19 protein-coding genes are annotated in these 21,822 nt (G+C 67.9%); 12 read left to right on the forward strand and 7 right to left on the reverse strand.

What is annotated here, in order from left to right:
• Position 1: 1 nt before the first annotated feature.
• Both AC24R4_RS25290 and AC24R4_RS25295 read left to right on the forward strand, forming a co-directional pair.
• Positions 2-1,009 carry a sensor histidine kinase gene (locus tag AC24R4_RS25290; RefSeq protein ID WP_400394979.1) on the forward strand — a complete coding sequence of 336 codons (1,008 nt, stop codon included), beginning with the start codon at positions 2-4 and terminating at the stop codon, positions 1,007-1,009.
• Positions 999-2,969 (forward strand): hybrid sensor histidine kinase/response regulator, encoded by a 1,971-nt coding sequence (locus AC24R4_RS25295; RefSeq protein WP_400394982.1) that lies wholly within the window; start codon positions 999-1,001, stop codon positions 2,967-2,969. Before AC24R4_RS25290 ends, AC24R4_RS25295 begins: the two co-directional genes overlap by 11 nt.
• A 43-nt stretch (positions 2,970-3,012) precedes the next feature.
• Here AC24R4_RS25295 and AC24R4_RS25300 read toward each other — a convergent pair whose 3' ends face one another.
• Positions 3,013-3,240: a hypothetical protein gene (locus tag AC24R4_RS25300; RefSeq protein ID WP_487523815.1), complete on the reverse strand. Its 228-nt coding sequence runs from the start codon at positions 3,238-3,240 to the stop codon at positions 3,013-3,015.
• 613 nt (positions 3,241-3,853) lie between these two features.
• On the opposite strand from AC24R4_RS25300, the gene AC24R4_RS25305 reads away from it, so the two are divergent.
• From AC24R4_RS25305 to AC24R4_RS25325, 5 genes are all read left to right on the forward strand, one after another.
• A complete protein-coding gene (locus tag AC24R4_RS25305) occupies positions 3,854-4,768 on the forward strand; it encodes a dihydrodipicolinate synthase family protein (protein WP_400395630.1) in 915 nt (304 codons plus the stop codon).
• A gap of 98 nt (positions 4,769-4,866) precedes the next feature.
• Positions 4,867-5,511: a TRAP transporter small permease gene (locus AC24R4_RS25310; protein ID WP_400395632.1), complete on the forward strand. Its 645-nt coding sequence runs from the start codon at positions 4,867-4,869 to the stop codon at positions 5,509-5,511.
• Positions 5,512-5,515: 4 nt separating this feature from the next.
• Entirely contained in the window at positions 5,516-6,781 is a 1,266-nt protein-coding gene (locus AC24R4_RS25315) for a TRAP transporter large permease (RefSeq protein WP_400395633.1), read from the forward strand.
• 55 nt (positions 6,782-6,836) lie between these two features.
• Complete coding sequence (locus AC24R4_RS25320; protein ID WP_487523816.1) at positions 6,837-7,838, forward strand: TRAP transporter substrate-binding protein; 1,002 nt, start codon at positions 6,837-6,839, stop codon at positions 7,836-7,838.
• Positions 7,839-7,913: 75 nt separating this feature from the next.
• A complete protein-coding gene (locus AC24R4_RS25325; protein ID WP_487523817.1) occupies positions 7,914-8,600 on the forward strand; it encodes a GntR family transcriptional regulator in 687 nt (228 codons plus the stop codon).
• Between the two features lie 28 nt (positions 8,601-8,628).
• On the opposite strand, the gene AC24R4_RS25330 is transcribed toward AC24R4_RS25325, so the two are convergent.
• The 3 genes from AC24R4_RS25330 to AC24R4_RS25340 are packed head-to-tail and all read right to left on the reverse strand — an operon-like array spanning position 8,629 to position 12,061.
• Positions 8,629-9,876 (reverse strand): CaiB/BaiF CoA transferase family protein, encoded by a 1,248-nt coding sequence (locus AC24R4_RS25330; protein ID WP_487523818.1) that lies wholly within the window; start codon positions 9,874-9,876, stop codon positions 8,629-8,631.
• 2 nt (positions 9,877-9,878) lie between these two features.
• Positions 9,879-10,868 carry a Bug family tripartite tricarboxylate transporter substrate binding protein gene (locus AC24R4_RS25335; protein ID WP_400395177.1) on the reverse strand — a complete coding sequence of 330 codons (990 nt, stop codon included), beginning with the start codon at positions 10,866-10,868 and terminating at the stop codon, positions 9,879-9,881.
• A 35-nt stretch (positions 10,869-10,903) separates the two neighbouring features.
• Complete coding sequence (locus AC24R4_RS25340) at positions 10,904-12,061, reverse strand: acyl-CoA dehydrogenase family protein (protein WP_400395180.1); 1,158 nt, start codon at positions 12,059-12,061, stop codon at positions 10,904-10,906.
• A 136-nt stretch (positions 12,062-12,197) separates the two neighbouring features.
• Here AC24R4_RS25340 and AC24R4_RS25345 point away from each other — a divergent pair, with 136 nt between their 5' ends.
• From AC24R4_RS25345 to purT, 4 genes are all read left to right on the forward strand, one after another.
• Positions 12,198-12,983: an IclR family transcriptional regulator gene (locus tag AC24R4_RS25345; RefSeq protein WP_400395182.1), complete on the forward strand. Its 786-nt coding sequence runs from the start codon at positions 12,198-12,200 to the stop codon at positions 12,981-12,983.
• Positions 12,980-13,804, forward strand: coding sequence for an IclR family transcriptional regulator (locus AC24R4_RS25350; protein WP_487523819.1), 825 nt, complete (start codon positions 12,980-12,982; stop codon positions 13,802-13,804). The genes AC24R4_RS25345 and AC24R4_RS25350 overlap by 4 nt, the downstream gene beginning before the upstream one ends.
• Before the next feature lie 218 nt (positions 13,805-14,022).
• Positions 14,023-16,203 carry a TonB-dependent siderophore receptor gene (locus AC24R4_RS25355; RefSeq protein WP_487523820.1) on the forward strand — a complete coding sequence of 727 codons (2,181 nt, stop codon included), beginning with the start codon at positions 14,023-14,025 and terminating at the stop codon, positions 16,201-16,203.
• 41 nt (positions 16,204-16,244) lie between these two features.
• Complete coding sequence (gene purT, locus AC24R4_RS25360) at positions 16,245-17,447, forward strand: formate-dependent phosphoribosylglycinamide formyltransferase (RefSeq protein ID WP_400395221.1); 1,203 nt, start codon at positions 16,245-16,247, stop codon at positions 17,445-17,447.
• 35 nt (positions 17,448-17,482) lie between these two features.
• On the opposite strand, the gene AC24R4_RS25365 is transcribed toward purT, so the two are convergent.
• Complete coding sequence (locus AC24R4_RS25365) at positions 17,483-18,820, reverse strand: mechanosensitive ion channel family protein (protein ID WP_153948226.1); 1,338 nt, start codon at positions 18,818-18,820, stop codon at positions 17,483-17,485.
• A gap of 104 nt (positions 18,821-18,924) precedes the next feature.
• Positions 18,925-19,242 carry a DMT family transporter gene (locus AC24R4_RS25370; RefSeq protein WP_153948225.1) on the reverse strand — a complete coding sequence of 106 codons (318 nt, stop codon included), beginning with the start codon at positions 19,240-19,242 and terminating at the stop codon, positions 18,925-18,927.
• 108 nt (positions 19,243-19,350) lie between these two features.
• On the opposite strand from AC24R4_RS25370, the gene AC24R4_RS25375 reads away from it, so the two are divergent.
• Positions 19,351-20,244 (forward strand): LysR family transcriptional regulator, encoded by an 894-nt coding sequence (locus AC24R4_RS25375; protein WP_487523821.1) that lies wholly within the window; start codon positions 19,351-19,353, stop codon positions 20,242-20,244.
• 18 nt (positions 20,245-20,262) lie between these two features.
• On the opposite strand, the gene AC24R4_RS25380 is transcribed toward AC24R4_RS25375, so the two are convergent.
• On the reverse strand, positions 20,263-21,453 hold the full coding sequence (locus AC24R4_RS25380) for an HD-GYP domain-containing protein (protein WP_400396608.1): 1,191 nt from the start codon (positions 21,451-21,453) through the stop codon (positions 20,263-20,265).
• Between the last annotated feature and the right edge of the window lie 369 nt (positions 21,454-21,822).

Genomic DNA, 21,822 nt, shown 5'->3' on the forward strand with positions numbered 1-21,822 from the left:
GATGACTGCCCAGGACGCGATCCCGGACGACGCCATGCCCAATCCATCCGAGCCATCCCCCGCCGCCACCTCCGATGCGCCCGACGACGTGGCCGCGTTGCGCGCCGCGCTGCAAGCCCGCGCGCAGGAGGTGGAAGCCCTGCGCGCCGAAATCGAGGAAACCAATCGCGGCGTGGTGGCGCTCTATTCCGAACTGGACATCCAGGCCGAACAGTTGCGCCACGCCACCGAGCTCAAGAGCCGCTTCCTGGCCTATATGAGCCACGAGTTCCGCACGCCGATCGTGGCCATCCAGAGCATCACGCGGCTGCTGATGGACCGTGTGGACGGCCCGCTCACGCCCGAGCAGGAAAAGCAGGTCGGCTTCGTGCGCGACACGGCCGCGGAGTTTTCAGAGATGGTCAATGACCTGCTGGACCTGGCCCGGCTGGAGGCCGGCCGTGTCGAGGTGTCGCCAGCCTGGTTCGACATGGTGGCGCTGTTCGACGCCCTGCGCGGCATGTTCAAGCCCGTGCTGACCAACCCCGACGTGTCGCTGATCTTCGAGGAACCGCACGGTGTATCGAAGCTGTTCAGCGACAACCGCAAGGTGTCGCAGATCCTGCGCAACTACATCTCGAACGCGCTGAAGTTCACGCCCAGCGGCGAGGTGCGCGTGTCGGCCACCTGCGACACGCCGGACACGATCACGTTTTCGGTGCGCGATACCGGCATCGGCATCCCGCCCGCATCGCACGGCGAGGTGTTCCAGGATTTCGTGCAGATCGATTCGCCGCTGCAACGCCGCTATCGGGGCTCGGGCCTGGGGTTGGCACTCTCGAAGCGGCTGGCCGAACTGCTGGGCGGCCACGTGGGCTTCGAGAGCGAGGTCGGCGTCGGTTCGCGGTTCTACGTGACGCTGCCCACGACCTACCCCACCCCGGGCACCGCGCCCAATGCCAGTCGCCCTGCAGCCCCTGCAGCCCCTGCAGACCAGACAACCGGCTCCGGAGACGACCATGCCGGATGAAACCCGCAATGCACGCCTGCCCGGCGCTTCGGACTCGCTGGTGCTGGTGGTCGACGACAACCCGGTGACGCGCTACGCCACGGTACGCGTGCTGACCGCGGCAGGCTACCGGACGATCGAGGCCGAAAGCGGGCAGGAAGCCCTGCAACTGGCCGACACCAGCGTGTCGGCCGTGGTGCTGGACGTCAACCTGCCCGACATCGACGGCTTCCAGGTCTGCCGCATGCTGCGCGACCGGCCCCAGACCGCGACCGTGCCCGTGGTGCACCTGTCCGCCACCTACGTGGCCGACTACGACAAGGTGCGCGGCCTCGATGCCGGCGCCAGCGCCTACCTGGTCCACCCGGCCGAGCCTGGCGTGCTGGTGGCCACCATTGCGTCGCTGCTGCGTGCCAGCGCCGCCGAGCGGTCGATGCGCGAGAGCGAGGCACGCTTCCGCGCGATCTATCACCAGGCCATCGGCGGCATCTGCACGCTGGACCTGGCCGGGCGCTTTGTCGACGTGAACCCGGCCATGCTGACGATGCTCAAGCGCACCGACGCCGAACTGGTGGGCCAGCCCGTGGCGGCCTTCGCCCCGGCGGCGTACCGCGACAAGATTGCGGAGGCCACCGGCCACGCGCGGGTGGACGGCTGGCAGGGCACGTTCCCGCTGGAGGACGCGCTTGGCGAGACCATGCACCTGGAGTGGAGCATCTCGCCGGTGCTGGAAACGGGGGTCAAGGTGGCCGTGGTGTCGAACATCACCGACCACATCAACCTGGAACGACAGCGCGAGCAGCTGATCGAGCGCGAGCAGGCCGCGCGGGCCGCCGTGGAGCGGCTGAACCGCATGAAGGACGACTTCATCGCCATCCTGTCGCACGAACTGCGCAACCCGCTCAACGTGATTTCGGTGTGGACCCACGTGCTGGCGCGCCATATCGATACCGAGGAAGGCCGGCGCGGGCTGGCCGCCGTGGAGCGCAACGTGGCCATCCAGCGCCGGCTGGTGGCCGACCTGGTCGACGTGTCGATGCTCAATGTCGGCAAGATGAAGCTCGAACGCGAGCGCGCCAACGTGGCCGAGGTGGTGCGCGGCGCGCTGGACACCATGCAGGCGCAGGCCGCCGAACGGCAGATCAAGCTGGAATTGCATCTGGCCCCGGCCACGGCGGAATCGGCCTGGCTGGACGCCGCCCGCTTCCAGCAGATCCTGTGGAACCTGGTGTCCAACGCGATCAAGTTCTCGCCCGAGGACGGCACGGTGCGGATCGACGTGTCGTCCGACACCGACTACCTGCACGTGCGCGTGATCGACAACGGCCGCGGCATCCCGGCCGACTTCCTGCCGCTGCTGTTCGACCGTTTTACCCAGAGCGAGGACACCAACCGCCGCAAGCACGGCGGGCTGGGGCTGGGCCTGGCCATCGTCAAGCACCTGTCTGAAATGCACGGCGGCACGGTGCGGGCGTTCAGCGCCGGGGCGGGCCTGGGCGCGACCTTCGAGGTGACCATTCCGCTCGCCGATGCCGGCGCGCCGGAAGTGCCCGCCGCCACCGAAGCGGTGCCGGCGCTGCAGCAATCGGTGCCGCTGACGGCGCTGGACGTGCTCGTGGTGGAGGATGATGCCGACGCGGCGGCGGCGCTGTCCGCGATCCTGACGGAGTACGGCGCCCGGGTGCGTACGGCGCGCGATTGCGAAGAGGCGCTGGACGAAGTGGCGCGCGTCACGCCGGATCTGGTCATCAGCGATATCGGCCTGCCCGGCCGCGACGGCAATGACCTGATCCGCGAGATCCGCGTACGCGAGGCCGTGGAGGCGCTGCAGCGCGTGCCCGCCGTCGCCCTGACCGCGTTCACGCGGCAGCAGGACCGCCGCGCCGCCATCGAATCGGGCTTCGACGCCGTGTGCGGCAAGCCGCTGCGGCTTCAGGAACTGATGGATGCCATCGAGACGGCGATGGCCCCGGCGCCATAGCGATCGGCGCCGCGGCGCATCGCCCGTCGCACCTTGCCGCGACTCAGACCAGCGCGAGCGCCGGCCTTGGCCGGGCCCTGAGCTGGTCGAACTGGCGCGCCAATGCCTCGGCGGCGCCCTCCAGATTCTCCAGGACGACCTGGTCTTCGTGCGGGTCCAGCCCGCATTCCCTGAGCTGCGCGACAACAGCTTGCTGCTTGGCGACCCGGGTCTGCAGATACTTGACGTACTGCTCCAGCATCGCCGCGTCGCGTAAGGCATTGCGTACCATCGCGATCTCCTGATCTGTGACATGGCTCACATCACGGTGTGAGCTATCCCCTCTGACGCGTCAAAGATACCGGACCTGCGCCGATTTTGCATGTCCAAAAAGATACCTATACGGACATAATCGGTCGCCCGTTCGTTCCGCTAGATTGTCTGCGCGCCCGGACATATCCCGGTTGCGGGTGCTTGACGGCCGCGCCGCCCTGGGCGCGGCATTTTTTTGGGCGCGATCACCTGGAGGCCCCGCTCGCCAGATCCTCCTCGATGAACCGCAGCAACGCTTCGGTGAGGGCTTCGCGCGAGCCGTCTCGGTGCATGTCCCCGCCTGCGGTGCATGACGGCGTGCATGCGTGCCCCGCGATGTCCCATCCCGCCCCTTTCCAGCCCCTGCCCTGCCCGCCCTGACCCGCGCCTGAGCGGGCGTGTCCCGCGCCAATCCGCCGCCTGACGCCGTTTTCCGGCCCGCCGCCTATCCGGGTTTCCACTGGCATGGATCGTGCTGGATTATTTTGCAAAGATATCCTTAATATATTTAGAAGATATTTTCACGCGGCGCACCGGGGCGTTCGACAGACCGCCGGGTGCGCAGCCTCACCTTCCCAACCGAGGAGTTCCTCATGAGCAATCCGCGCTGGACCGGCATCTTCCCGGCCGTCACGACCAAGTTCCACGCCGACGAGCGCATCGATGCCGAAGGCACCATCCGCCATATCGACTTCCAGATCCGCAACGGCATCCACGGCCTGGTCACGTGCGGATCGCTGGGCGAGGCCAGCACGCTGTCGCTGGAAGAAAAGCTCGACGTGGCGCGCATTGCGCTGGAGGCCGCCGACGGCCGCATTCCCGTGCTGGCCAATGTGTCCGAGACCAGCACGCGCGACGCGCTGCGCTACATCGACGGCGCCAACAAGCTCGGCGTGGCCGGCTTCATGGTCATGCCGTCGGTGATCTACGTGGCCGACGCCCGCGAGGCCATGCAGAACGTGCGCGCCATGGCCGAGGCGGCCCAGAAGCCGGTGATGGTCTACAACAACCCGGTGGCCTACCGGGTGGATCTCAAGCCCGAGCACATGGCCGAGCTGGCCGACTGCAAGTGGATCGCGGCCGTCAAGGAAAGCACCGGCGACATCCGCCGCGTGACCGACCTGCGCAACACCGTGGGCGACCGCTACCAGATCTTCATGGGCGTGGACGACCTGGCCTACGAAGGGCTGGCGCTCGGCTGCGACGGCCTGCTGGCCGGCGTGGGCTGCGCCTTCCCGCGCGAGACCGTGGCGCTGTTCGACCTCATGCGCGCCGGCAATTTCGCCGAGGCACTGAAGCTCTACCGCTGGATGACGCCGATGCTCCATCTCGACGTGTCGAACAAGCTCGTGCAGAACCTGAAGCTGATCGACGCCATCGTCGGCGTGGGCACCGAACACATGCGCCGCCCGCGCCTGCCGCTGATCGGCGAGGAACGCGCCTTCGTCGAACGGGTCGTGCGCCAGGCGCTGGCCACGCGGCCGGCCCAGTACCAGTCGGTGGCCTGACGCGCGCGATGCCGGCCGGCGCGGGGCAGCGCGCCGACTGGCATCCAACTTGCACGATCCGGCCCGCACCGATATCCACGCACAGGAGCATTACAGCCATGCCCGACCTCTCCTCGATCACGGCGGACGCAGCGCCCGCCAGCCCACCCGTGGCGCGCCCGGTGCGCTGGGTGCTGCGCGCCTCCGACGCCGTGCTGGCCGTGGAGCGCCTGGCGCTTGGCGGGCTGATGACCCTGCTGGTGCTGCTGATCCTGCTGAACGTGGCCACGCGCTACGCCGGCCTGCCGCTGTACTGGGTGGACGAGGCATCGGTCTACGCGGTGGTGTGGCTGACCTTCGTCGGCGCATCGGTCATGACGCGCCTGCGCCTGGATTTCGCGGTGGGGCTGCTGACCGAGCAGCTGCCGCCCCGGCTGCAGAAGGCCGCCAAGGTCATCGCCACGGGCGGCGTGCTGGTGTTCGGCGTGGCCATGATCGCCATGTGCTGGCTGTGGATGGACCCGGTCGGCATCGCCAATTTCCACTTCGACGCCCGGGAATACGCGGCCCAGTCGTTCAACTTCCTCTACACGGAGCACACGCAGACGCTGGAATGGCCGATGTGGGTGCTGCAGCTGATCATGCCGTTGTTCGCCTTGACGCTGAGCCTGCATGCGCTGGCCAACCTGCTCGAAGACCTGGACCTGGCGCCGCGCCGGGCGTACCCCGAGTTCCACGTCGGCGATGCCGAATCGGTGAACTGAAGCCATGACCACCACCTTCTTCTTCTGCGCCGTGATGCTGGCCGGCGTGCCCATCGGCATCTGCCTGTGCCTGTCCGGGCTGGCCTTCATCTTCAGCACCGGCGACACCGTGCTGCTGCAGTCGTTTCCCACGCAGATGTTCGCCGGCGTGGACAGCTATGGCCTGATCGCCATCCCGCTGTTCATCCTGATCGGCGAAATCATGAACAGCGGCGGCATCACGCGCCGGCTGGTGGACCTGTCGATGGCCTTCGTCGGCTCGGTCAAGGGCGGCCTGGCCTACGTGAACATCCTGGCCAACATGCTGGTGTCGTCGATCATCGGCTCGGCCACCGCGCAGGTGGCCATCATGGCGCAGGTCATGGTGCCCGAGATGGAAAAACAGGGCTACGACAAGACCTTCGCGGCGGGCCTGACCGTCTACGGCGGCATGCTCGGCCCCATCATTCCGCCGTCGGTGATGTTCGTGGTCTACAGCGTGCTGGCCCAGGTGGCGGTGGGCGACATGCTGATCGCCGGCATCCTGCCCGGCGTGCTGCTGACACTGCTGTTCTTCGTGATCATCGCCATCATGGGGATGTTCTACAACTACCCGCGCAGCGCCCACCAGACGCTGCGCGAGCGCGCGACCACCGTGCTGCAGGCCAGCCCGACGCTGCTGATCCCGATCGTCATCGTCGGCTCGATCCTGGCCGGCCTGGCCAATCCCACCGAGGCCGCCGCCGTGGGCGCGCTGGCCGCGGCGCTGGTAGGGCGCTATGTGACGAAGGAATTCGACATGCGCACACTGCCGGCCATCCTGCTGCGCTCGGCCATCTACTCGGCCATCGTGCTGTTCCTGGTGGCGGCGGCGGCCGTGTTCTCGTGGCTGCTGATCTACGGGAAGATCCCGCAGATGGTGGCCACCTGGATCCAGACCGTGGCGCACAGCCCGATTGCCTTCCTGCTGCTGGCCAACGTCATCCTGCTGATCATCGGCACCGTCATCGACGGCATTCCGGGCCTGATCATGACCGTGCCGATCCTGCTGCCCGTGGCGACCGAGGTCTATCACATCGACCCGCGCCACTTTGGCGTGGTCATCGTGATCAACCTGGTGCTGGGGCTGATGTCGCCGCCCGTGGGGCTCAGCTTCTTCGTGGCGTCGGCCGTCACCGGCGCCAAGCCCGGCAAGATGTTCATGATCACCCTGCCCTTCTTCCTGATCAGCTGCGTTGGACTGGTGCTGCTGTCGCTGTTCCCGAGCCTGTCCATCGGGCTGCTGAAGTAGCCGTTTCCCCTTCCCACCCCCCCTCGACATCCCCCGAAACGTACAGGAGCCTGCCATGTCCCACTTCACCCGCCGCCGCTTTCTGAAGACCACCGCGCTGGCCACCGCCGCCGCGCCGCTGGTGATCACGTCAGCCACGCGCGCCGCTACCACCAGGGAATTCCGCCTGGGCCTGATCACGCCGGCCGGGCATTCCTGGAACCGCGCCGCCGTGGCATTCGGCGAATCGCTGAAGAAGGAAACCGACGGCCGGCTCAGCGTCACGGTGTTCCACTCGGGCCAGCTTGGCAACGAATCGGCCATGATGCAGCAGCTGCAGTCGGGCGCGCTCGACATGGGCTGGATCCAGGCCGCCGAACTGGGCTCGCGGGTATCGAGCGTGGCCGCCATCAACGCGCCCTATCTGGTGCGCTCCACGGCCAGCGTGGCCAGGCTGGTGCGCACGCCGGCCGCGCTGAAGCTGCTCGATGCGCTGCCGCGCGAGACCGGCACCATCGGCCTGGGCTGGGGCATCACGGGCATGCGCGTGGTGTTCGCCACCAGGGACATCGGCTCGCCCGACGACCTCAAGGGCATGAAGCTGCGGATCAACCCCACGCCGGTCTACCGCGACTTCTATTCGATGCTGGGGGCCGCGCCCACGCCGATCCCCACCCCGGCCGTGTTCGACGCCATGACCAACGGCCAGGTGGACGGACTGGAAGCCGACATCGAACTGTCCTGGAACCAGCGGTACGACAAGATCTCGAAGGCGCTGCTGCCGATGAACGCGCTGTTCATGCCGTTCGCGCCGCTGGTGTCGGGCCGCATCTGGGCCGGGCTCGATGCCCGGGACCGCGACCTGGTGCGGCAACTGGTCAACCAGGCGCTGACGGCGCAGATCAACGACATCGTGACCACCGAAGCCGGCCTGGTGGACAAGCTCAAGCAGTCGTCGGTGGCATTCAAGAGCGCATCGAGCTACGACCCGCAGCCGGTCGTGAAGAAGTTCGATGAACTCTGGGTGGCCAAGGCCCCGGCCATCCCCGAGTTGCGCAAGATCGGCGCCACGCTCTGACGCACCGCCCGCCTGCGGCATAATGACGGCCACCGCCAGCCCCGCCGGCTGGCGGGCCCCGCTCCTTCGTTTGAGATGCCTAACGCTTCCAGTTCCCTGGGTACGACCGCACACGCGCCGGAAACCGGCAAGCGCCGCGCCGCCGATATCGCCTATGACCGGATCGAGACCATGATCTCGAAGCTGGAGATCGCGCCCGGCAGCCCCGTGGTGGAGGCCGAACTGGCCGAGATGACCGAACTGGGCCGCACGCCGGTGCGCGAGGCGCTGATGCGCATGGTGTCGATGGGCCTGATCGTGCAGCAGCCGCGGCGCGGCCTGATGGTGTCGACCATCGACGTGATGGACCACCTGGACGTGATTGCCACCCGGCGCGTGCTGGAACGGCTGATCGCCGCCAGCGCCGCGCGGCGCGCCACCGACGCCCAGCGCAAGGCGCTGCTGGCCAGCGCCCAGAAGATGGTCAAGGCGGCCCAGCGCGGCAACCTGGACGAATACATGGCCGCCGACCAGGCGCTGGACCACGTCAACCATGCCGCCTGCCGCAACCGGTCGGCTGTGAAGGCCGTGATCCCGCTGATCGTGCAGTGCCGCCGCTTCTGGTACGCCTACCAGCACGAAGGCGAAATTGCCGAGGGCGCCCAGGCGCACCAGGCGATGGCCAGCGCCATCGCGAGCGGCAACGAGGCCGAAGCCGCGCGCGGCGCCGACCTGCTGATGGACTATCTGGAACGGTTCGCGCGGCGGGTGATCGACGCCTGACCGCCGCTCTTCCCCCCGGCAGCCTGCCTCAGACCACCCCGTCGCGCTTCAGCCCGTCGATATCGTCGGCGGTCAGCCCCAGCGCGCCATACACCTCGCCATTGTGTTCGCCGACGCCCGGCCCGCTGCGCGCCGGGGCCGGCGCATGCCCGGAAAACCTTGGCACCACGCAGGGCGCCGGAATCGTGCCCAGATCCGGATCGGGCAGCCGCACGATGGCCTGGCGCGCCTGGAAGTGCGGATCGTCGACGATATCGGCAATCGAGAAGATCTTGCTGAACGGAATCTCGTGCGCGGCCAGCGCCTGCGCCACGTCCGTGTAGGCATGCGCCGCGAACCAGGCCTGGATGGCGGCGTCCAGCGCGTCCAGATGCCGCACGCGCGACGGATTGGTGGCAAAGCGCGCATCGTCGGCCATGGCCGGCTGGCCGATGGCCTGGCACAGCCGCCGGAAGATCGGTCCCGACGAGGCCACCAGCGACACCCACTGGCCGTCAGCCGTCGCGTACATGTTCGACGGCGCCGTGTACGTGGCCCGGTTGCCGGCGCGCTCGCGCACCTGGCCCAGTTGCTCGTATTCGACGGCCAGCGGTTCCAGCACGCGGAACAGCGCCTCGGTGGCCGCCAGGTCGATCTCCTGGCCCGGCATGGACGCGTTGCCCGCGCGGCGGCGCTCGGCCATGGCGCTGGCAATGGCAAACGCGCCAAACAGGCCGGCCACCATGTCGCCCATCGGATAGTTCATGTGCAGCGGCGCGCCGCCGGGTTCGCCGGTCAGGTTCGTGAACCCGCTCATTGCCTCGAAGATCCGCGCAAACCCGGCGCGCTGCGCGTAGGGGCCGGTCTGGCCGAAGCCGGTCAGGCGCAGCACCGTCAGCCGGGGATTGGCCTGATGCAGCGTGGCCAGGTCCAGGCCCCAGCGGTCGAGCGTGCCGGTGCGGAAGTTCTCGACCAGCACGTCGAAGTCGGGCAGCAGCTTCAGGAACAATGCACGGCCGGCCGGCTTGCGCACATCGAGCGTGATGCCGCGCTTGCCCCGATTCGTGACCTTCCAGTACAGCGCCAGATCACCCTTGACCGGCGCCAGGCCGCGCAGCGGGTCGCTGCCGTCGGGCAGTTCCAGCTTGACCACCTCGGCGCCCATGTCGGCGCACAGCGTGCTGGAAAACGGCGCGGCCAGCACCGTGGCCATGTCGAGGATGCGGATGCCGGCCAGCGGGCCCTGGCCGGCGTGCGGGGATGCGTGCGGGGATGTATGGGTGGAGGCGTGCGTCATCGTCAGTCCAGCGTGGTACCGGTGGATTTCACCAGGGCCGCCCACCAGGCGGTATCGGTCCGGATCTGCTGCGCGAACTGCTCGGGCGAATTGCCTACCGGCTCGGCACCCTGTTCGATCAGCCGCTTGCGGATCTCGGGCCGCGCCAGTACCTTGACCATGGCCTGGTTCAGGCGATCGACGATCGGGCGCGGCGTAGGGGCCGGCACCATCAGCCCCTTCCACGCCGTCACCACGTAGCCCTTGAGCCCGGCTTCCTCGGCGGTGGGCACGTCTGGCGCACCCGAGGCGCGCTTCTCGCTGGTCACCGCCAGTGCCCGCAGCTTGCCCGATTGCACGTGCGGCCAGATGGCCGGCATGTTGTCGATCATCAGCGTGATATGGCCGGCGATCAGGTCGGCCACGGCCGGGCCGCTCCCCTTGTACGGCACATGCTGCATCTTCAGGCCGGCGGTCTGGTTCAGCAGTTCGCCCGCCAGTTGCGCCGGGCTGCCGTTGCCGGGCGAGCCGAAGGTGATCCGGTTCGGATGCGCGCGGGCATAGGCGACGAACTCCTTGACGTTCCTGACCGGCAGCGACGCGTTGACCGCCATCATGTTGTGGTCGCGGGCAATCATCGTGACGGCCGCCAGGTCGCGCGCGGGGTCGTAGCTCATCTTCGCGTACAGGCTCGGGTTGATGGCGATCTGCCCGGCGGCGGCCATCAGCAGCGTGTAGCCGTCCGGCGCGGCCTTGGCCACGATATCGCCGCCGATATTGCCGCCCGCGCCGGGCCGGTTCTCGACGATCACGGTCTGGCCCAGTTCCTCGCGCAACGGCTCGGCAATCAGCCGCGCGACGATGTCGGTGGACCCGCCCGGCGCGAACGGCACCACCAGGCGGATGACCTTGCTGGGATATTTCGCATCGGCGTCGGCCGCGTGGGCCGGCATCATCGGCATCAGGGCCATGCCGCACGCCAGGCCGGCGGCAATCAGGATGGGCTTGAACATGGTGTCTCCGTCTTGATCCGTGGTACGGCTGCCGCTCAGCGGTTGCCGGCCTGCGCGAACGTGCGTTTGGCAATATTGAGCTGGTGGATCTGGCTGGTGCCCTCGTACAGCCGGAACAGTCGCACGTCGCGGTAGAAACGCTCGATGCCGTAGTCGGCGATATAGCCATAGCCGCCAAACAGCTGCACGCAGCGGTCGGCCACGCGGCCGCACATCTCCGACGCAAAATACTTGCAGATCGACGCCTCCATCGTCACGTCCTGCCCGTCGTCGCGCTTGCGCGCCGTGTCCAGGATCAGCGCGCGGGCCGCGTGGATATCGGTCTGGCAGTCGGCGATCATGGCCTGCACCAGCTGGAAGTCGGCCAGCACCTGCCCAAACTGCTTGCGCTCGGTGACGAACCGCACCGCATCGTCGAGCATGCGGATGGCCGGTCCGGTACACAGCGCGGCCAGGTGGATGCGCTGCTTGTTCAGCACCTTCATCGCCGTCCTGAAACCCTGGCCTTCCTCGCCGCCGATCAGGTTGGCGGCCGGCACACGGCAATCGTTGAAATAGACTTCGGACACCGGCGATCCGGCCTGCCCCATCTTCTGGTACGGCTGCCCGGTGCCGAGCCCCGGCGTGCCGCGCGGCACGATAAACGCCGAGATGCCGCCCGCGCCGGCCTTGTCCGGATCGGTGCGCGCCATCACCGTGAAGAGCCCGGCAATGGGCGCATTGGTGATGAAGCACTTGGTGCCGTTCAGGATGTAGTGATCGCCATCGCGCACGGCCGTCGTCTTGAGCGCCGTGGCGTCGGAGCCCGCGTCGGGCTCGGTCAGCGCGAAAGACCCGGTCAGCTCGCCGCTGGCCAGCAGCGGCAGGTAGCGCGCCTTCTGCTCGGGCGTGCCGTCGGCCACCAGGGCCTCGGAGCCGATCCCGGTATTGGTGCCCACACGGGCCCGGAAGGCTACCGAACACTGGGACAGCTCCATCGCGGCCAGCACCAGTTCCTCGGTGGTCATGCCCGCGCCGCCGTATTCCTCCGGAATCGAGTAGCCGAACATGCCCTGCGCGGCCATGGCGTCCACCACGTCCTCGGGCACCAGGTCGCGCGCGGCCACCTCGGCTTCGCGCGGCACCAGCCGCTCGCGCACGAAACGGCGCAGCGACTGCAGGAACGGCTGGAATACGTCCGGATCACGAATCATCGTCTCGCTCCCTCGATCTCTTGTCTTGTGATGGACCCAAGCGTACCGCCCGCTTCGATATGCCGGCATCATTGTTTCGCTATCTTGAACGCCAGACGATCCGGCGCCATACTGGCTTCGGTAGGATGACAACCCGATGCCCGCACCCAAATCCCCCCGCCACCATCCCGATCCGGCCTTCGCCACCACGCTGGCGCACGGTCTGGCCCTGCTGCAGTGCTTCCGCGTGGGCGAAACGGTGCTCAGCAACAAGGAGCTGGCCGAGCGCACGGGGCTGTCCAAGGCCACCATCAGCCGGCTGACCTACACGCTGGCCGTGCGCGGGCTGCTGCTCCATGACGACCGGCTGCGCCGCTACCGGCTGGGATCGACGGCGCTGTCGCTGGGGTATCCGCTGCTGGCCAGCCTGCGCGTGCGCCAGGTGGCCCGCCCCCTGATGAAGACGCTGGCCGACCGCATGGGCGGGTCGGTGTCGCTGGGCCTGCGCGACCGCCTGCGCATGGTCTATGTGGAAACCAGCCGGGGCCACGACGCCATCGCGTTCCGGCCCGATATTGGCGCGTCGCTGCCGATGCTGGCGTCGGCCATCGGCCGCGCCTGGCTGGCCCAGGCCCCGGCCGACCTGCGCGCCACCGTGCTGGCGGGCCTGCGCGAGGCCGAGCCGGACGACTGGCAGCGCCATGCGGATGCCGTCCCGGCTGCCATCGACGATCTGGCGACGCTCGGCTTCACGCGCTCGGCCGGCGACTGGCTGCCCGATGTCCACGCCGTCGCCGTGCCCATGCGGCAGCCGATCGATGGCGAAACGCTGGTGTTCAATTGCGGCGTGCCCGCCACGCGCATGAGGCCAGGCAAGCTGGAACGCGAGATGGGACCGCGCCTGATCGAACTGGTGGCAGACGTGGAGGCGCTGCTGGCATGACACGCGACATCCTCCCCGGCAACCCCGCCCCACCGTTGCCAGCCACGGACGACGACCCGGCCGACCGCCAGTTCGCCCGCACGCTGGCCAACGGCATCGACATCCTGCTGGCCTACCGGCCCGGCGAAGCGCTGCTGGGCAACCGCGATTTCGTGCAGCGCACCGGGCTGTCGAAATCCACGGTGGCGCGGCTTACCCACACGCTGGCCGTGCTGGGCTACCTGCGCCATGAGGCGGCGCTGGGCAAGTACCGCCTGGGGGCGCCGGTGCTGGCGCCCGGCTACCCGCTGCTGGCCAGCATGCAGATCCGCCAGGTGGCGCGCCCGCTGATGAAGGCGCTGGCCGATGAAATAGGCGGCGCCGTGTCGCTGGGCATCCGCGACCGCACCCAGATGATCTACGTGGAGACGGCGCGCTCGACCGACAACCTGGTGATGCCGCCCGATATCGGCGCGGCGCTGCCCATGCTGACCACCGCCATCGGCAAGGCATGGCTGTGGCGCGTGCCGGCCGCATTGCGCGATCCGGTATTGAACCGCCTGCGGCTGGCGTCGCCCGACGCATGGCGCCGCGCCGAACCGGCCCTGGCCCAGGCGCGGCAGGACCTGGACGTGCTCGGCTATTGCGCGAACCGGGCCGAATGGCGACACGACGTGTTCGGCTTCGCCGTGCCGCTGTGCAGGCCGGTCGATTCCCAATGGTTCGTGGTCAATGGCGGCGTCCCGGCGCGGCCGGGCACGTTCGACACCGTGCAGCGGCGCGTCGGGCCACGCCTGGTCGCCCTGGCGCGCACGCTGGAAGACCTGCTCGGACTGCGCTGACCGCCGGCCGGCCCCCCGGCCGTCAGCGGACCGGCTCGCCTGTCTTGTCCGGATTGCATGCCGCCTGCGACGTGTTGGAAATATGACGAAGCCCCTGGGCAAGCCACGGCTTTCCCTTGACCGTGCAACGGCTCAATGGGCATCATTCGCCCCTCGATACCGTAATACGAGTCGTTCGTATTACGGTTTACGTTTTCATTGACGAGCCAACCCGCACCATGACGTCCTGTCCGTCGCCGGCACCCCGCCGCCAGCACGCGCCCTCGCGCATCCGCCCCCTCGCCGCCTTCGCCCGCATGGCGGTCCTGGCCGGCTTTCCGCTTTGCGGAACGGCCATGGCCCAGACCGCGCCGGCCGAACAGGCCCTGCCGTCGGTGACCGTGAGCGCCACCCAGGACATGGATCTGGGTCCGCAGCTTCAGAAAAAGGCTTCCGGCGGTGCGCTGGGCAGCCGTTCGCAGCTGGACACGCCGTTTTCCACCACGGTCGTCAGCGGCGAAGACCTGGCTGACCGCCAGGTGACCAAGGTCGGCGACGTGTTCTTCAACGACGCCTCGGTATCGGACAACAGCAACGGCAACAACGCCTGGGCGTCGTACGCAACCGTGCGCGGCCTGCAGCTGGACTGGCGCAACGCGTTCAAGATCAACGGCATGCCGTTCATTGCCTACGGCATTACGCTGCCCTACGAACAGCTGGAACAGGTGGAACTGCTCAAGGGCGCGTCCGGCTTCATGTACGGCTTTGGCAACCCGGGCGGCACGGTCAACTACGTGACGAAGAAGCCGACCGACCAGTTCACGGCCAGCGTGGAACTGGGCTACCGGTCGTCGCATGTCTGGACCGAACACGTGGACGTGGGCGGCCGGGCCGGCCCGGACAACATGTTTGGCTATCGCCTGAACGTGACGCACGAGGAAGGCAAGCCGGCCAATGCCGTCGGCATCAACCGCAATGCGGTGTCGCTGGGCCTGGACGCCCGCCTCACGCGAGACCTGACCTGGACGTTCGACAGCATCTACCAGGACCGCAATACCTGGGGCGCCACGCCGTCGTTCTACTTTGGCGGCCTCGCCGGCAACCAGCTGCCCGGCGTGATCAGCGGCCGCGGCGGTCTCTACGCCGGTCCGGACACGCATTTCTACTCCAACCTCCAGGTCTACCAGACCGGCCTGCGCTACACCCTGAACCCCGACTGGACGGTCAGCACGACCTACAGTTTCAGCAAGCAGGCGCGCAGCCGTAACGAAAGCACGTTCTTCGTGTCGGACGCTGCCGGCAACTACACCAGCTCGCGCTACGACGGGGCCGAGAACCAGCAGTTCAGCAACTGGACGACGATGCTCGAGGGCAAGTTCCGCACCGGCCAGTTCCGCCACGAGCTGGTGGCCGGCGTGAGCTGGCAGCAGCAGATCGACCGCTATACGAGCAACTTCTTCAACGACCCGTTGCTGGCATCCGGCAACCTGTATGGTCCGTACACGGGCGTGCACTACAGCAATACGGCGTTCCAGAAGTACCGCGCCGGCGATACCACCCAGAAGGCCGCCTTTGTCAGCGACACGATGCACCTGACCGACAAGTGGTCGGTGCTGGCCGGCCTGCGCGTGACCAACTACGAGCAGAACAGCTTTACCGTCACGGGCTCGGGTGACACCAGCTTCACCCGGAACGGCCTGCTGACGCCCACCGCGGCGATCATGTTCAAGCCGATGCCAAGCACCACGCTGTACGCCAGCTACGTGGAGTCGTTCGACGGTGGCGGCGTGGTGGCCAGCAACTACGCGAACGCCGGCCAGGGCCTGACGCCGGCCAGGAGCCGCCAGTACGAGCTGGGCGCCAAGACCGACCAGGGCATCTGGACGGGTACCGCGGCACTGTTCCGCATCGAGCGCCGCAGCGAATTCGCGCGCGACAACGGCGCGGGTGCGCTGCCGACCTTCGTGCAGGATGGCCAGTCGGTCTATCAGGGCCTGGAGCTGGCCGGCGCGTCGCGGATCGGCTCGCAGTGGGAAGTGGGCGGCAGCGCGATGTTTCTGCACACCGAGTACACCGAAGGCGATAGCAACATCGGCAACCGCGTGGCGGGCGCCCCGAACTTCATGCTGACCGGGCGCGTGGCTTACCGCATCCCGTTCGTGCCGGGCCTGAAGGTAGGTGTGGACGGCAAGTACACCGGCCGGATGAAGGCCGACGCCGCCAACAACCTGAACCTGGGTGGCTACACGGTGTTCAATCTCGGCGCCACATACAACACGCGCGTGTCCGGCAAGGAGCTGACGCTGCGCGCGGCGCTGACCAACCTGACCAACAAGCGCTACTGGGGCTTCCAGTACGAAAACTACGCCCAGCCGGCCGACCCGCGCGCCCTCAGCCTGAGCGCGAAGATCGCGTACTAGGATATACAATCGCGGTTTTTCCTTCCCGCCGAGCCCCCGTCATGACCACCCTTGGAACCCCCCTCTCCCCGTCCGCCACCAAAGTCATGCTGCTGGGCTCAGGCGAGCTTGGCAAGGAAGTGCTGATCGCGCTGCAGCGGCTGGGCGTGGAGACCATTGCCGTGGACCGCTACGAGAACGCGCCGGGCCAGCAGGTGGCACACCACGCGCGCACCATCACGATGAGCGATGGCGACCAGCTCAAGGCGCTGATCGAGGCCGAGCGCCCAGACCTGGTGGTGCCCGAGATCGAAGCCATCGCCACGCCGATGCTCGAAGCCCTGGAAGCCGCCGGCGTGGTCCGCGTGATCCCCACCGCCCGCGCCGCGCGCCTGACGATGGACCGCGAGGGCATCCGCCGCCTGGCCGCCGAAACGCTGGGCCTGCCCACCAGCCCGTACAAGTTCTGCGATTCGCTCGAAGAACTGCAGGCCGCCATCGACGGCGGCATTGGCTACCCGTGCGTGGTCAAGCCGGTCATGAGCAGCTCTGGCAAGGGCCAGAGCAAGATCGACGGCCCCGAGGGTGTCAAGGCGGCGTGGGACTACGCCATGGCCGGCGGCCGCGTCAGCCACGGCCGCGTCATCGTGGAAGGCTTCATCGATTTCGACTATGAAATCACGCTGCTGACCGTGCGCGCGGTAGGTGCCGACGGCCAGGTGGAAACGCAATTCTGCGAGCCGATCGGCCACGTGCAGGTGGCGGGCGACTACGTGGAAAGCTGGCAGCCGCACCCGATGCACCCGAAGGCGCTGGAAACGGCCCGGCATATCGCCCGCGCGGTGACGGCGGACCTGGGCGGCCAGGGCCTGTTCGGCGTGGAATTGTTCGTCAAGGGCGAGCAGGTCTGGTTCAGCGAAGTCAGCCCGCGTCCGCATGACACCGGCATGGTGACGATGATCTCGCAGTGGCAGAACGAATTCGAGCTGCACGCCCGCGCCATCCTGGGCCTGCCGGTGGACACCAGCCTGCGCGCCCCGGGTGCCAGCGCGGTGATCTACGGCGGCGTCGACGCCGAAGGCATCGTGTTCGACGGCGTGGACGAGGCCCTGCGCGTGCCGCAGACCGAGCTGCGCCTGTTCGGCAAGCCCGAGTCGTTCACCAAGCGCCGCATGGGCGTGGCGCTGGCCTACGCCGCCGATGTCGAAACCGCCCGCGATCGCGCCAAGGAAGCCGCCGGCAAGGTCAAGCCGCGCAAGGCCTGAGCCCGGCCTGAGCCCGGCCTGAGGGTTTTCTCCCCTCACATCACCCGGTCTGCCCGATCCGTCGGCGCGGCCATCGGCTCGCGCGCGCCCGGGTCGGCCGCCGCCGCGGCCAGCGCCGCATGCGCGCCGCGCGGGGAATCGCGCAGGCCGCTCAGGTCTGCGCCCGACGGCGACTGGTACAGGCGTAGCCCCAGCTCCGGCAGGATCGCGAACAGGTGGTCGAAGATGTCGCCCTGGATGCGCTCGTAGTCCATCCAGCCCGTACGCGTGCTGAAGCAGTAGACCTCGATCGGAATCCCCTGCGAGTCCGGTTCCATCATGCGCAGGTTCAGCAGCAGGTCGTGATGGATATCGGGATGCGCGCGCAGGAACGCGATGCCATAGGCGCGGAACGTGCCCAGGTTGGTCAGCCGGCGCCGGTTCACCGGGTCGGCGTCCGGGCCCTGCAGCGCCCGGTTGGTCTGCTCCACCTCCTGCTGCTTGACCTCCAGGTAGTCGTGCAGCAGCCGGAAGCGCATCAGCGCGCGCACTTCGGCATCGTCCAGAAAGCGTACCGACGTGGCGTCGATGCGCAGCGTACGCTTGATGCGCCGCGCGCCGGACTCGAACATGTGCCGGTAGTTGCGGTAGCTCTCCGAGAACAGCTTGTAGGTCGGCACCGTGGTCACGGTGTTGTCCCAGTTCTTCACCTTGACCGTGTGTAGCGCGATGTCCATGACGAAGCCGTCGGCATTGGACTGCGGCATCTCGATCCAGTCGCCGATGCGCAGCATGTCGTTCGATGTCAGCTGCGTACTGGCCACCAGCGACAGCAGCGTGTCCTTGAACACCAGCAGCAGCACCGCCGAGATCGCGCCGATGCCGGACAGCATCCACAGCGGCGAGCGGTCGATCAGGATCGACAGCACCAGCACGCCGCACACCAGCCACAGCGCCAGCTGGGCAATCTGCACGTACCCCTTGATCGAGCGCGTCTGCGCGCGGCGGCTGTTGGCAAACACGGTCTGCCAGGCCCCGAGCACGCCCGACAGCATCAGGAACACGCTGACCCACGTGCCGGCATGCGCCAGCCGCTCGATCAGGATCGAAAACTTGCCCAGGTCGGGCACCTGGCTGATGCCAACCGTGATCACGGCCAGGAACACCGCGTAGCCCAGCCGGCGGTAGGTGCGGTGGCGCATCAGCGCGGCCGCCCAGTCGCGGTTGCCCGACAGGCTCAGCACGCGATACACCACACGGCCCACCACACGGGCCACCAGCCACTGCGCGATGGCGGCAATCACCAGCAGCGCCAGTACATACAGCGAGATCTGCGCCCACGGATGGGCGGGAATACGTTGCTGGAACAGGTCCAGCAGGGCATCAAATGTCATCAAGGCAATGCAAAGGCAATCGGTTCGGAACAGGCGACAAGTCTACTAGCCATGCGCCCGGGCGCCACACTTTGCATGCCTGATCCGGCAAATTCGGACTTGTCTCACGCCGGAAGCAGCTTCAGGCCGCCGATCCCGACAAAGATCAGCGCGATCAGCGCCAGCCGGGCCGGCGACGCGCTTTCGCCAAGAAACAGGATGCCCACCAGCGTCACGCCGATGGCCCCGATGCCGGTCCAGATCGCATAGGCGGTGCCCACCGGCAGCTGCCGCAACGCCGCGCTGAGCAGGTAGATGCTGGCCAGCGCCGCGCCAATGCCCAGCAGCGTCGGCCCGGGCCGCGTCCAGCCATCGGTGTGCTTCAGCGCCAGCGCCATCACGATCTCGATCAGTCCCGCTACGACCAGCAGCGTCCACGCCATGGTGTTCTCCTCAAATCGGGCAACCCCGGTTGCCCTTCCTTCCGCCACACTGTAGGCTCTGCAAATCGGCATAACAATTCGCGTAAATCGCGGAAAGGCAATGCAAAAATGCAGGAGGCAGACTGGGACGACCTGCGCGTCTTTCTGGCCGTAAGCCGGCACGGGTCGCTGGCGGCGGCGGCGCGGGCGCTGCGGGTCAATCATTCGACCGTGCTGCGCCGGCTGAACCGTCTGGAGGAAGACCTGGGCACGCGGCTGTTCTCGCGAGACCTGGGCGGCTATGTGATGACGCCGGCCGGCGAAACGCTGGCCGGGCAGCTTGACGGCGTGGGCGAACAGATCGACGCCGCCCAGCGCGTGCTGGCGGGGCGCGACACCGAACTGGGCGGCCCGCTGCGCGTGACCACCACCGATACGCTCGCCTATGGGCTGCTGATGCCGATCCTGGCCGATTTCCGGGCCCGGCATCCGCGTATCGAACTGCAGGTGGTGATCCACAACAACTTCCTGAACCTGACCCGCCGCGAGGCCGACGTGGCCGTGCGGCCGGCCTCGGCGCCGCCCGAGCACCTGCTGGGCCGGCACGTGGGGCGCCTGCAGACCGCGCCCTATGCGTCGCGCGATTATCTGGACCGGATGGAAGCGCCCGCCCAGGCGCACTGGCCGGGCCACTGGTGGGTGGTGCCGGACGACAGCCTCGCGCATCTGGCGCAGGCCCGCTGGGCGCTGGCCAACGTGCCCCCGGACCGCTGCGCCGTGCGCGCGGACAGCCTGGTGGCCATGGCGCAGGCCGTCCGGCTTGGCATGGGCGCCGGCATGCTGCTATGCATGCTGGGCGATGCCGACGCGTCGCTGGTGCGTCTGGCCGAGCCCGACCCCGCGCTGGACACCCCGCTGTGGCTGCTGACCCATCCGGACCTGCGCCACAGCGCGCGCGTGCGTGCCTTCAACGACTTCGTCACCGACGCGCTGCGGCTGTCGCCCTGGGTGCTGCAGGACTGACCCGCCCTGCGCGCCGCCCTACTTGGCGTGCGGTGCGTACATCGCCATGAGCTGCTCGTCGCTGAAGCCCCACTGGCGGGCGTCCTCGAACGCGATCACGGTGTCGTCGGCCTGGGTCAGGTCCAGCACCTCGGGCGGCAACGGCCTGGCGTCGGTTACCGAGTAGAACACCATCACACGCGGGCGCAGCGGCTCGCCTTCGTTCTGGCCGCAGACTACCGCCAGCCGGCCCGAACGCAGCCGCAGCACGGTGCCCAGCGGGTAGATGCCGATGGTGCGCGTAAACGCCTTGAACACGCGGCGGTCGAACAGCGTGTCCACGCGCACCGCGATGTACTCCATGGCGCGCGCCGGCGACCACGCCGGGTGGCTCGGGCGCGGCGAAGTCAGCGAATCGTAGGTGTCGCAGATGGCCGCGATCTTGGCGTGGACGCTGATCTCGTGCTCCAGCAGCCCGAACGGGTAGCCGCGCCCGTCCACCCGTTCATGGTGATGCACGCAGACATCGAGCGGAATGTTGGTGTAGAGCCGCGCTTCGTTCAGGATGCGGTAGCCGGCCGACGGATGGCGGCGCATCTGCTCCTCTTCCGACGGCGACAGGTCGCCGCCCTTCATCAGCAGGGATTCGGGCAGCGTCAGCTTGCCGATATCGTGCACCAGCCCGGCCAGGCCCAGTTCGCGCACCTCGCCGTCGGGCAGCTTGAGATTGCGGCCCACGGCAATCATCAGCGCGCAGACCGAGAACGAATGCAGGTACGTGTAGTCGTCCTTGACCTTGAGGCGGGCCATGGCCAGCAGCGCCTGCGAATGGCGCGACAGCGATGTCGACGCCGAATCCACCAGCAGCAGCGCGCCGTGGGTTTCGAGCGCGCGGCCCATGCGGACGTCGTTGAACAGGTTGCCGACCAGCACGCGGCCGGTCTTGATCATTTCGCGCGCACGCTCCAGTTCGTCCTCGAAGCTCGCCTCGGGATCGTCGCTGGCGTCGTCGGCCTCCATCATTTCCGGGGCTGCCGGTGTCGGCAGGTTCCGGCCCTTGAGGATGTCGATCCAGACGTCCTGCACGTTGGCGGACTGGATCTGCTCCACCTGCTCGTCGCTCGTCACCAGAAAACGCGACCGCCAGAACGGGTGGTTGATCCACGGCCCGCCCAGCCTTGCCACGAACATGCCAATCTGCAGCTGTTCCGCCTTGATTCTTCTCAGCATGCAATCGCCCCTATCAAATGGCCCGCGAAGCCCATGCCCCGCGTACCCGGTCAGGCGGGGCTCTGGTCCGGCCGGCCCCTCGCGCTGATTCTTATCATTGGCCGCCATTATCGGCAGGCGGCCGGATTTCTTTAGTCTTGGTGTTTGCGTGGCACGCCGATCCTGCGGCGTCCGCATCCCGCAGCATGCCAAAGCCACGCTCATTCAGACCATATTGCCGCCAAAAAACAACACCACCGGCCACCACGCAGACCGGCACATCGGGCGCCGCGCCCGGGCCCGGCGGGGCTTTGTTCGCCACCCCGCAGACCCCATCTTCCGGTTGCGCGAGACTTGTCGGCGCCAGGCCCGGCCCGCGCGTTCCGCTTG

Source organism: Cupriavidus sp. CER-90, assembly GCF_057652055.1.

Excerpts from the sequence above, each read along its gene's own strand:
- AC24R4_RS25380 (WP_400396608.1), bottom strand. The coding sequence starts at position 21,453 with ATGCTGAGAAGAATCAAGGCGGAACAGCTGCAGATTGGCATGTTCGTG.
- AC24R4_RS25290 (WP_400394979.1), top strand. The coding sequence starts at position 2 with ATGACTGCCCAGGACGCGATCCCGGACGACGCCATGCCCAATCCATCC.
- AC24R4_RS25340 (WP_400395180.1), bottom strand. The coding sequence starts at position 12,061 with ATGATTCGTGATCCGGACGTATTCCAGCCGTTCCTGCAGTCGCTGCGC.
- AC24R4_RS25375 (WP_487523821.1), top strand. The coding sequence starts at position 19,351 with ATGCAGGAGGCAGACTGGGACGACCTGCGCGTCTTTCTGGCCGTAAGC.
- AC24R4_RS25305 (WP_400395630.1), top strand. The coding sequence starts at position 3,854 with ATGAGCAATCCGCGCTGGACCGGCATCTTCCCGGCCGTCACGACCAAG.
- AC24R4_RS25320 (WP_487523816.1), top strand. The coding sequence starts at position 6,837 with ATGTCCCACTTCACCCGCCGCCGCTTTCTGAAGACCACCGCGCTGGCC.
- AC24R4_RS25295 (WP_400394982.1), top strand. The coding sequence starts at position 999 with ATGCCGGATGAAACCCGCAATGCACGCCTGCCCGGCGCTTCGGACTCG.
- AC24R4_RS25325 (WP_487523817.1), top strand. The coding sequence starts at position 7,914 with ATGCCTAACGCTTCCAGTTCCCTGGGTACGACCGCACACGCGCCGGAA.
- AC24R4_RS25315 (WP_400395633.1), top strand. The coding sequence starts at position 5,516 with ATGACCACCACCTTCTTCTTCTGCGCCGTGATGCTGGCCGGCGTGCCC.
- AC24R4_RS25355 (WP_487523820.1), top strand. The coding sequence starts at position 14,023 with ATGACGTCCTGTCCGTCGCCGGCACCCCGCCGCCAGCACGCGCCCTCG.
- AC24R4_RS25330 (WP_487523818.1), bottom strand. The coding sequence starts at position 9,876 with ATGACGCACGCCTCCACCCATACATCCCCGCACGCATCCCCGCACGCC.
- purT (WP_400395221.1), top strand. The coding sequence starts at position 16,245 with ATGACCACCCTTGGAACCCCCCTCTCCCCGTCCGCCACCAAAGTCATG.
- AC24R4_RS25300 (WP_487523815.1), bottom strand. The coding sequence starts at position 3,240 with ATGGTACGCAATGCCTTACGCGACGCGGCGATGCTGGAGCAGTACGTC.
- AC24R4_RS25350 (WP_487523819.1), top strand. The coding sequence starts at position 12,980 with ATGACACGCGACATCCTCCCCGGCAACCCCGCCCCACCGTTGCCAGCC.
- AC24R4_RS25310 (WP_400395632.1), top strand. The coding sequence starts at position 4,867 with ATGCCCGACCTCTCCTCGATCACGGCGGACGCAGCGCCCGCCAGCCCA.
- AC24R4_RS25335 (WP_400395177.1), bottom strand. The coding sequence starts at position 10,868 with ATGTTCAAGCCCATCCTGATTGCCGCCGGCCTGGCGTGCGGCATGGCC.
- AC24R4_RS25345 (WP_400395182.1), top strand. The coding sequence starts at position 12,198 with ATGCCCGCACCCAAATCCCCCCGCCACCATCCCGATCCGGCCTTCGCC.
- AC24R4_RS25365 (WP_153948226.1), bottom strand. The coding sequence starts at position 18,820 with ATGACATTTGATGCCCTGCTGGACCTGTTCCAGCAACGTATTCCCGCC.
- AC24R4_RS25370 (WP_153948225.1), bottom strand. The coding sequence starts at position 19,242 with ATGGCGTGGACGCTGCTGGTCGTAGCGGGACTGATCGAGATCGTGATG.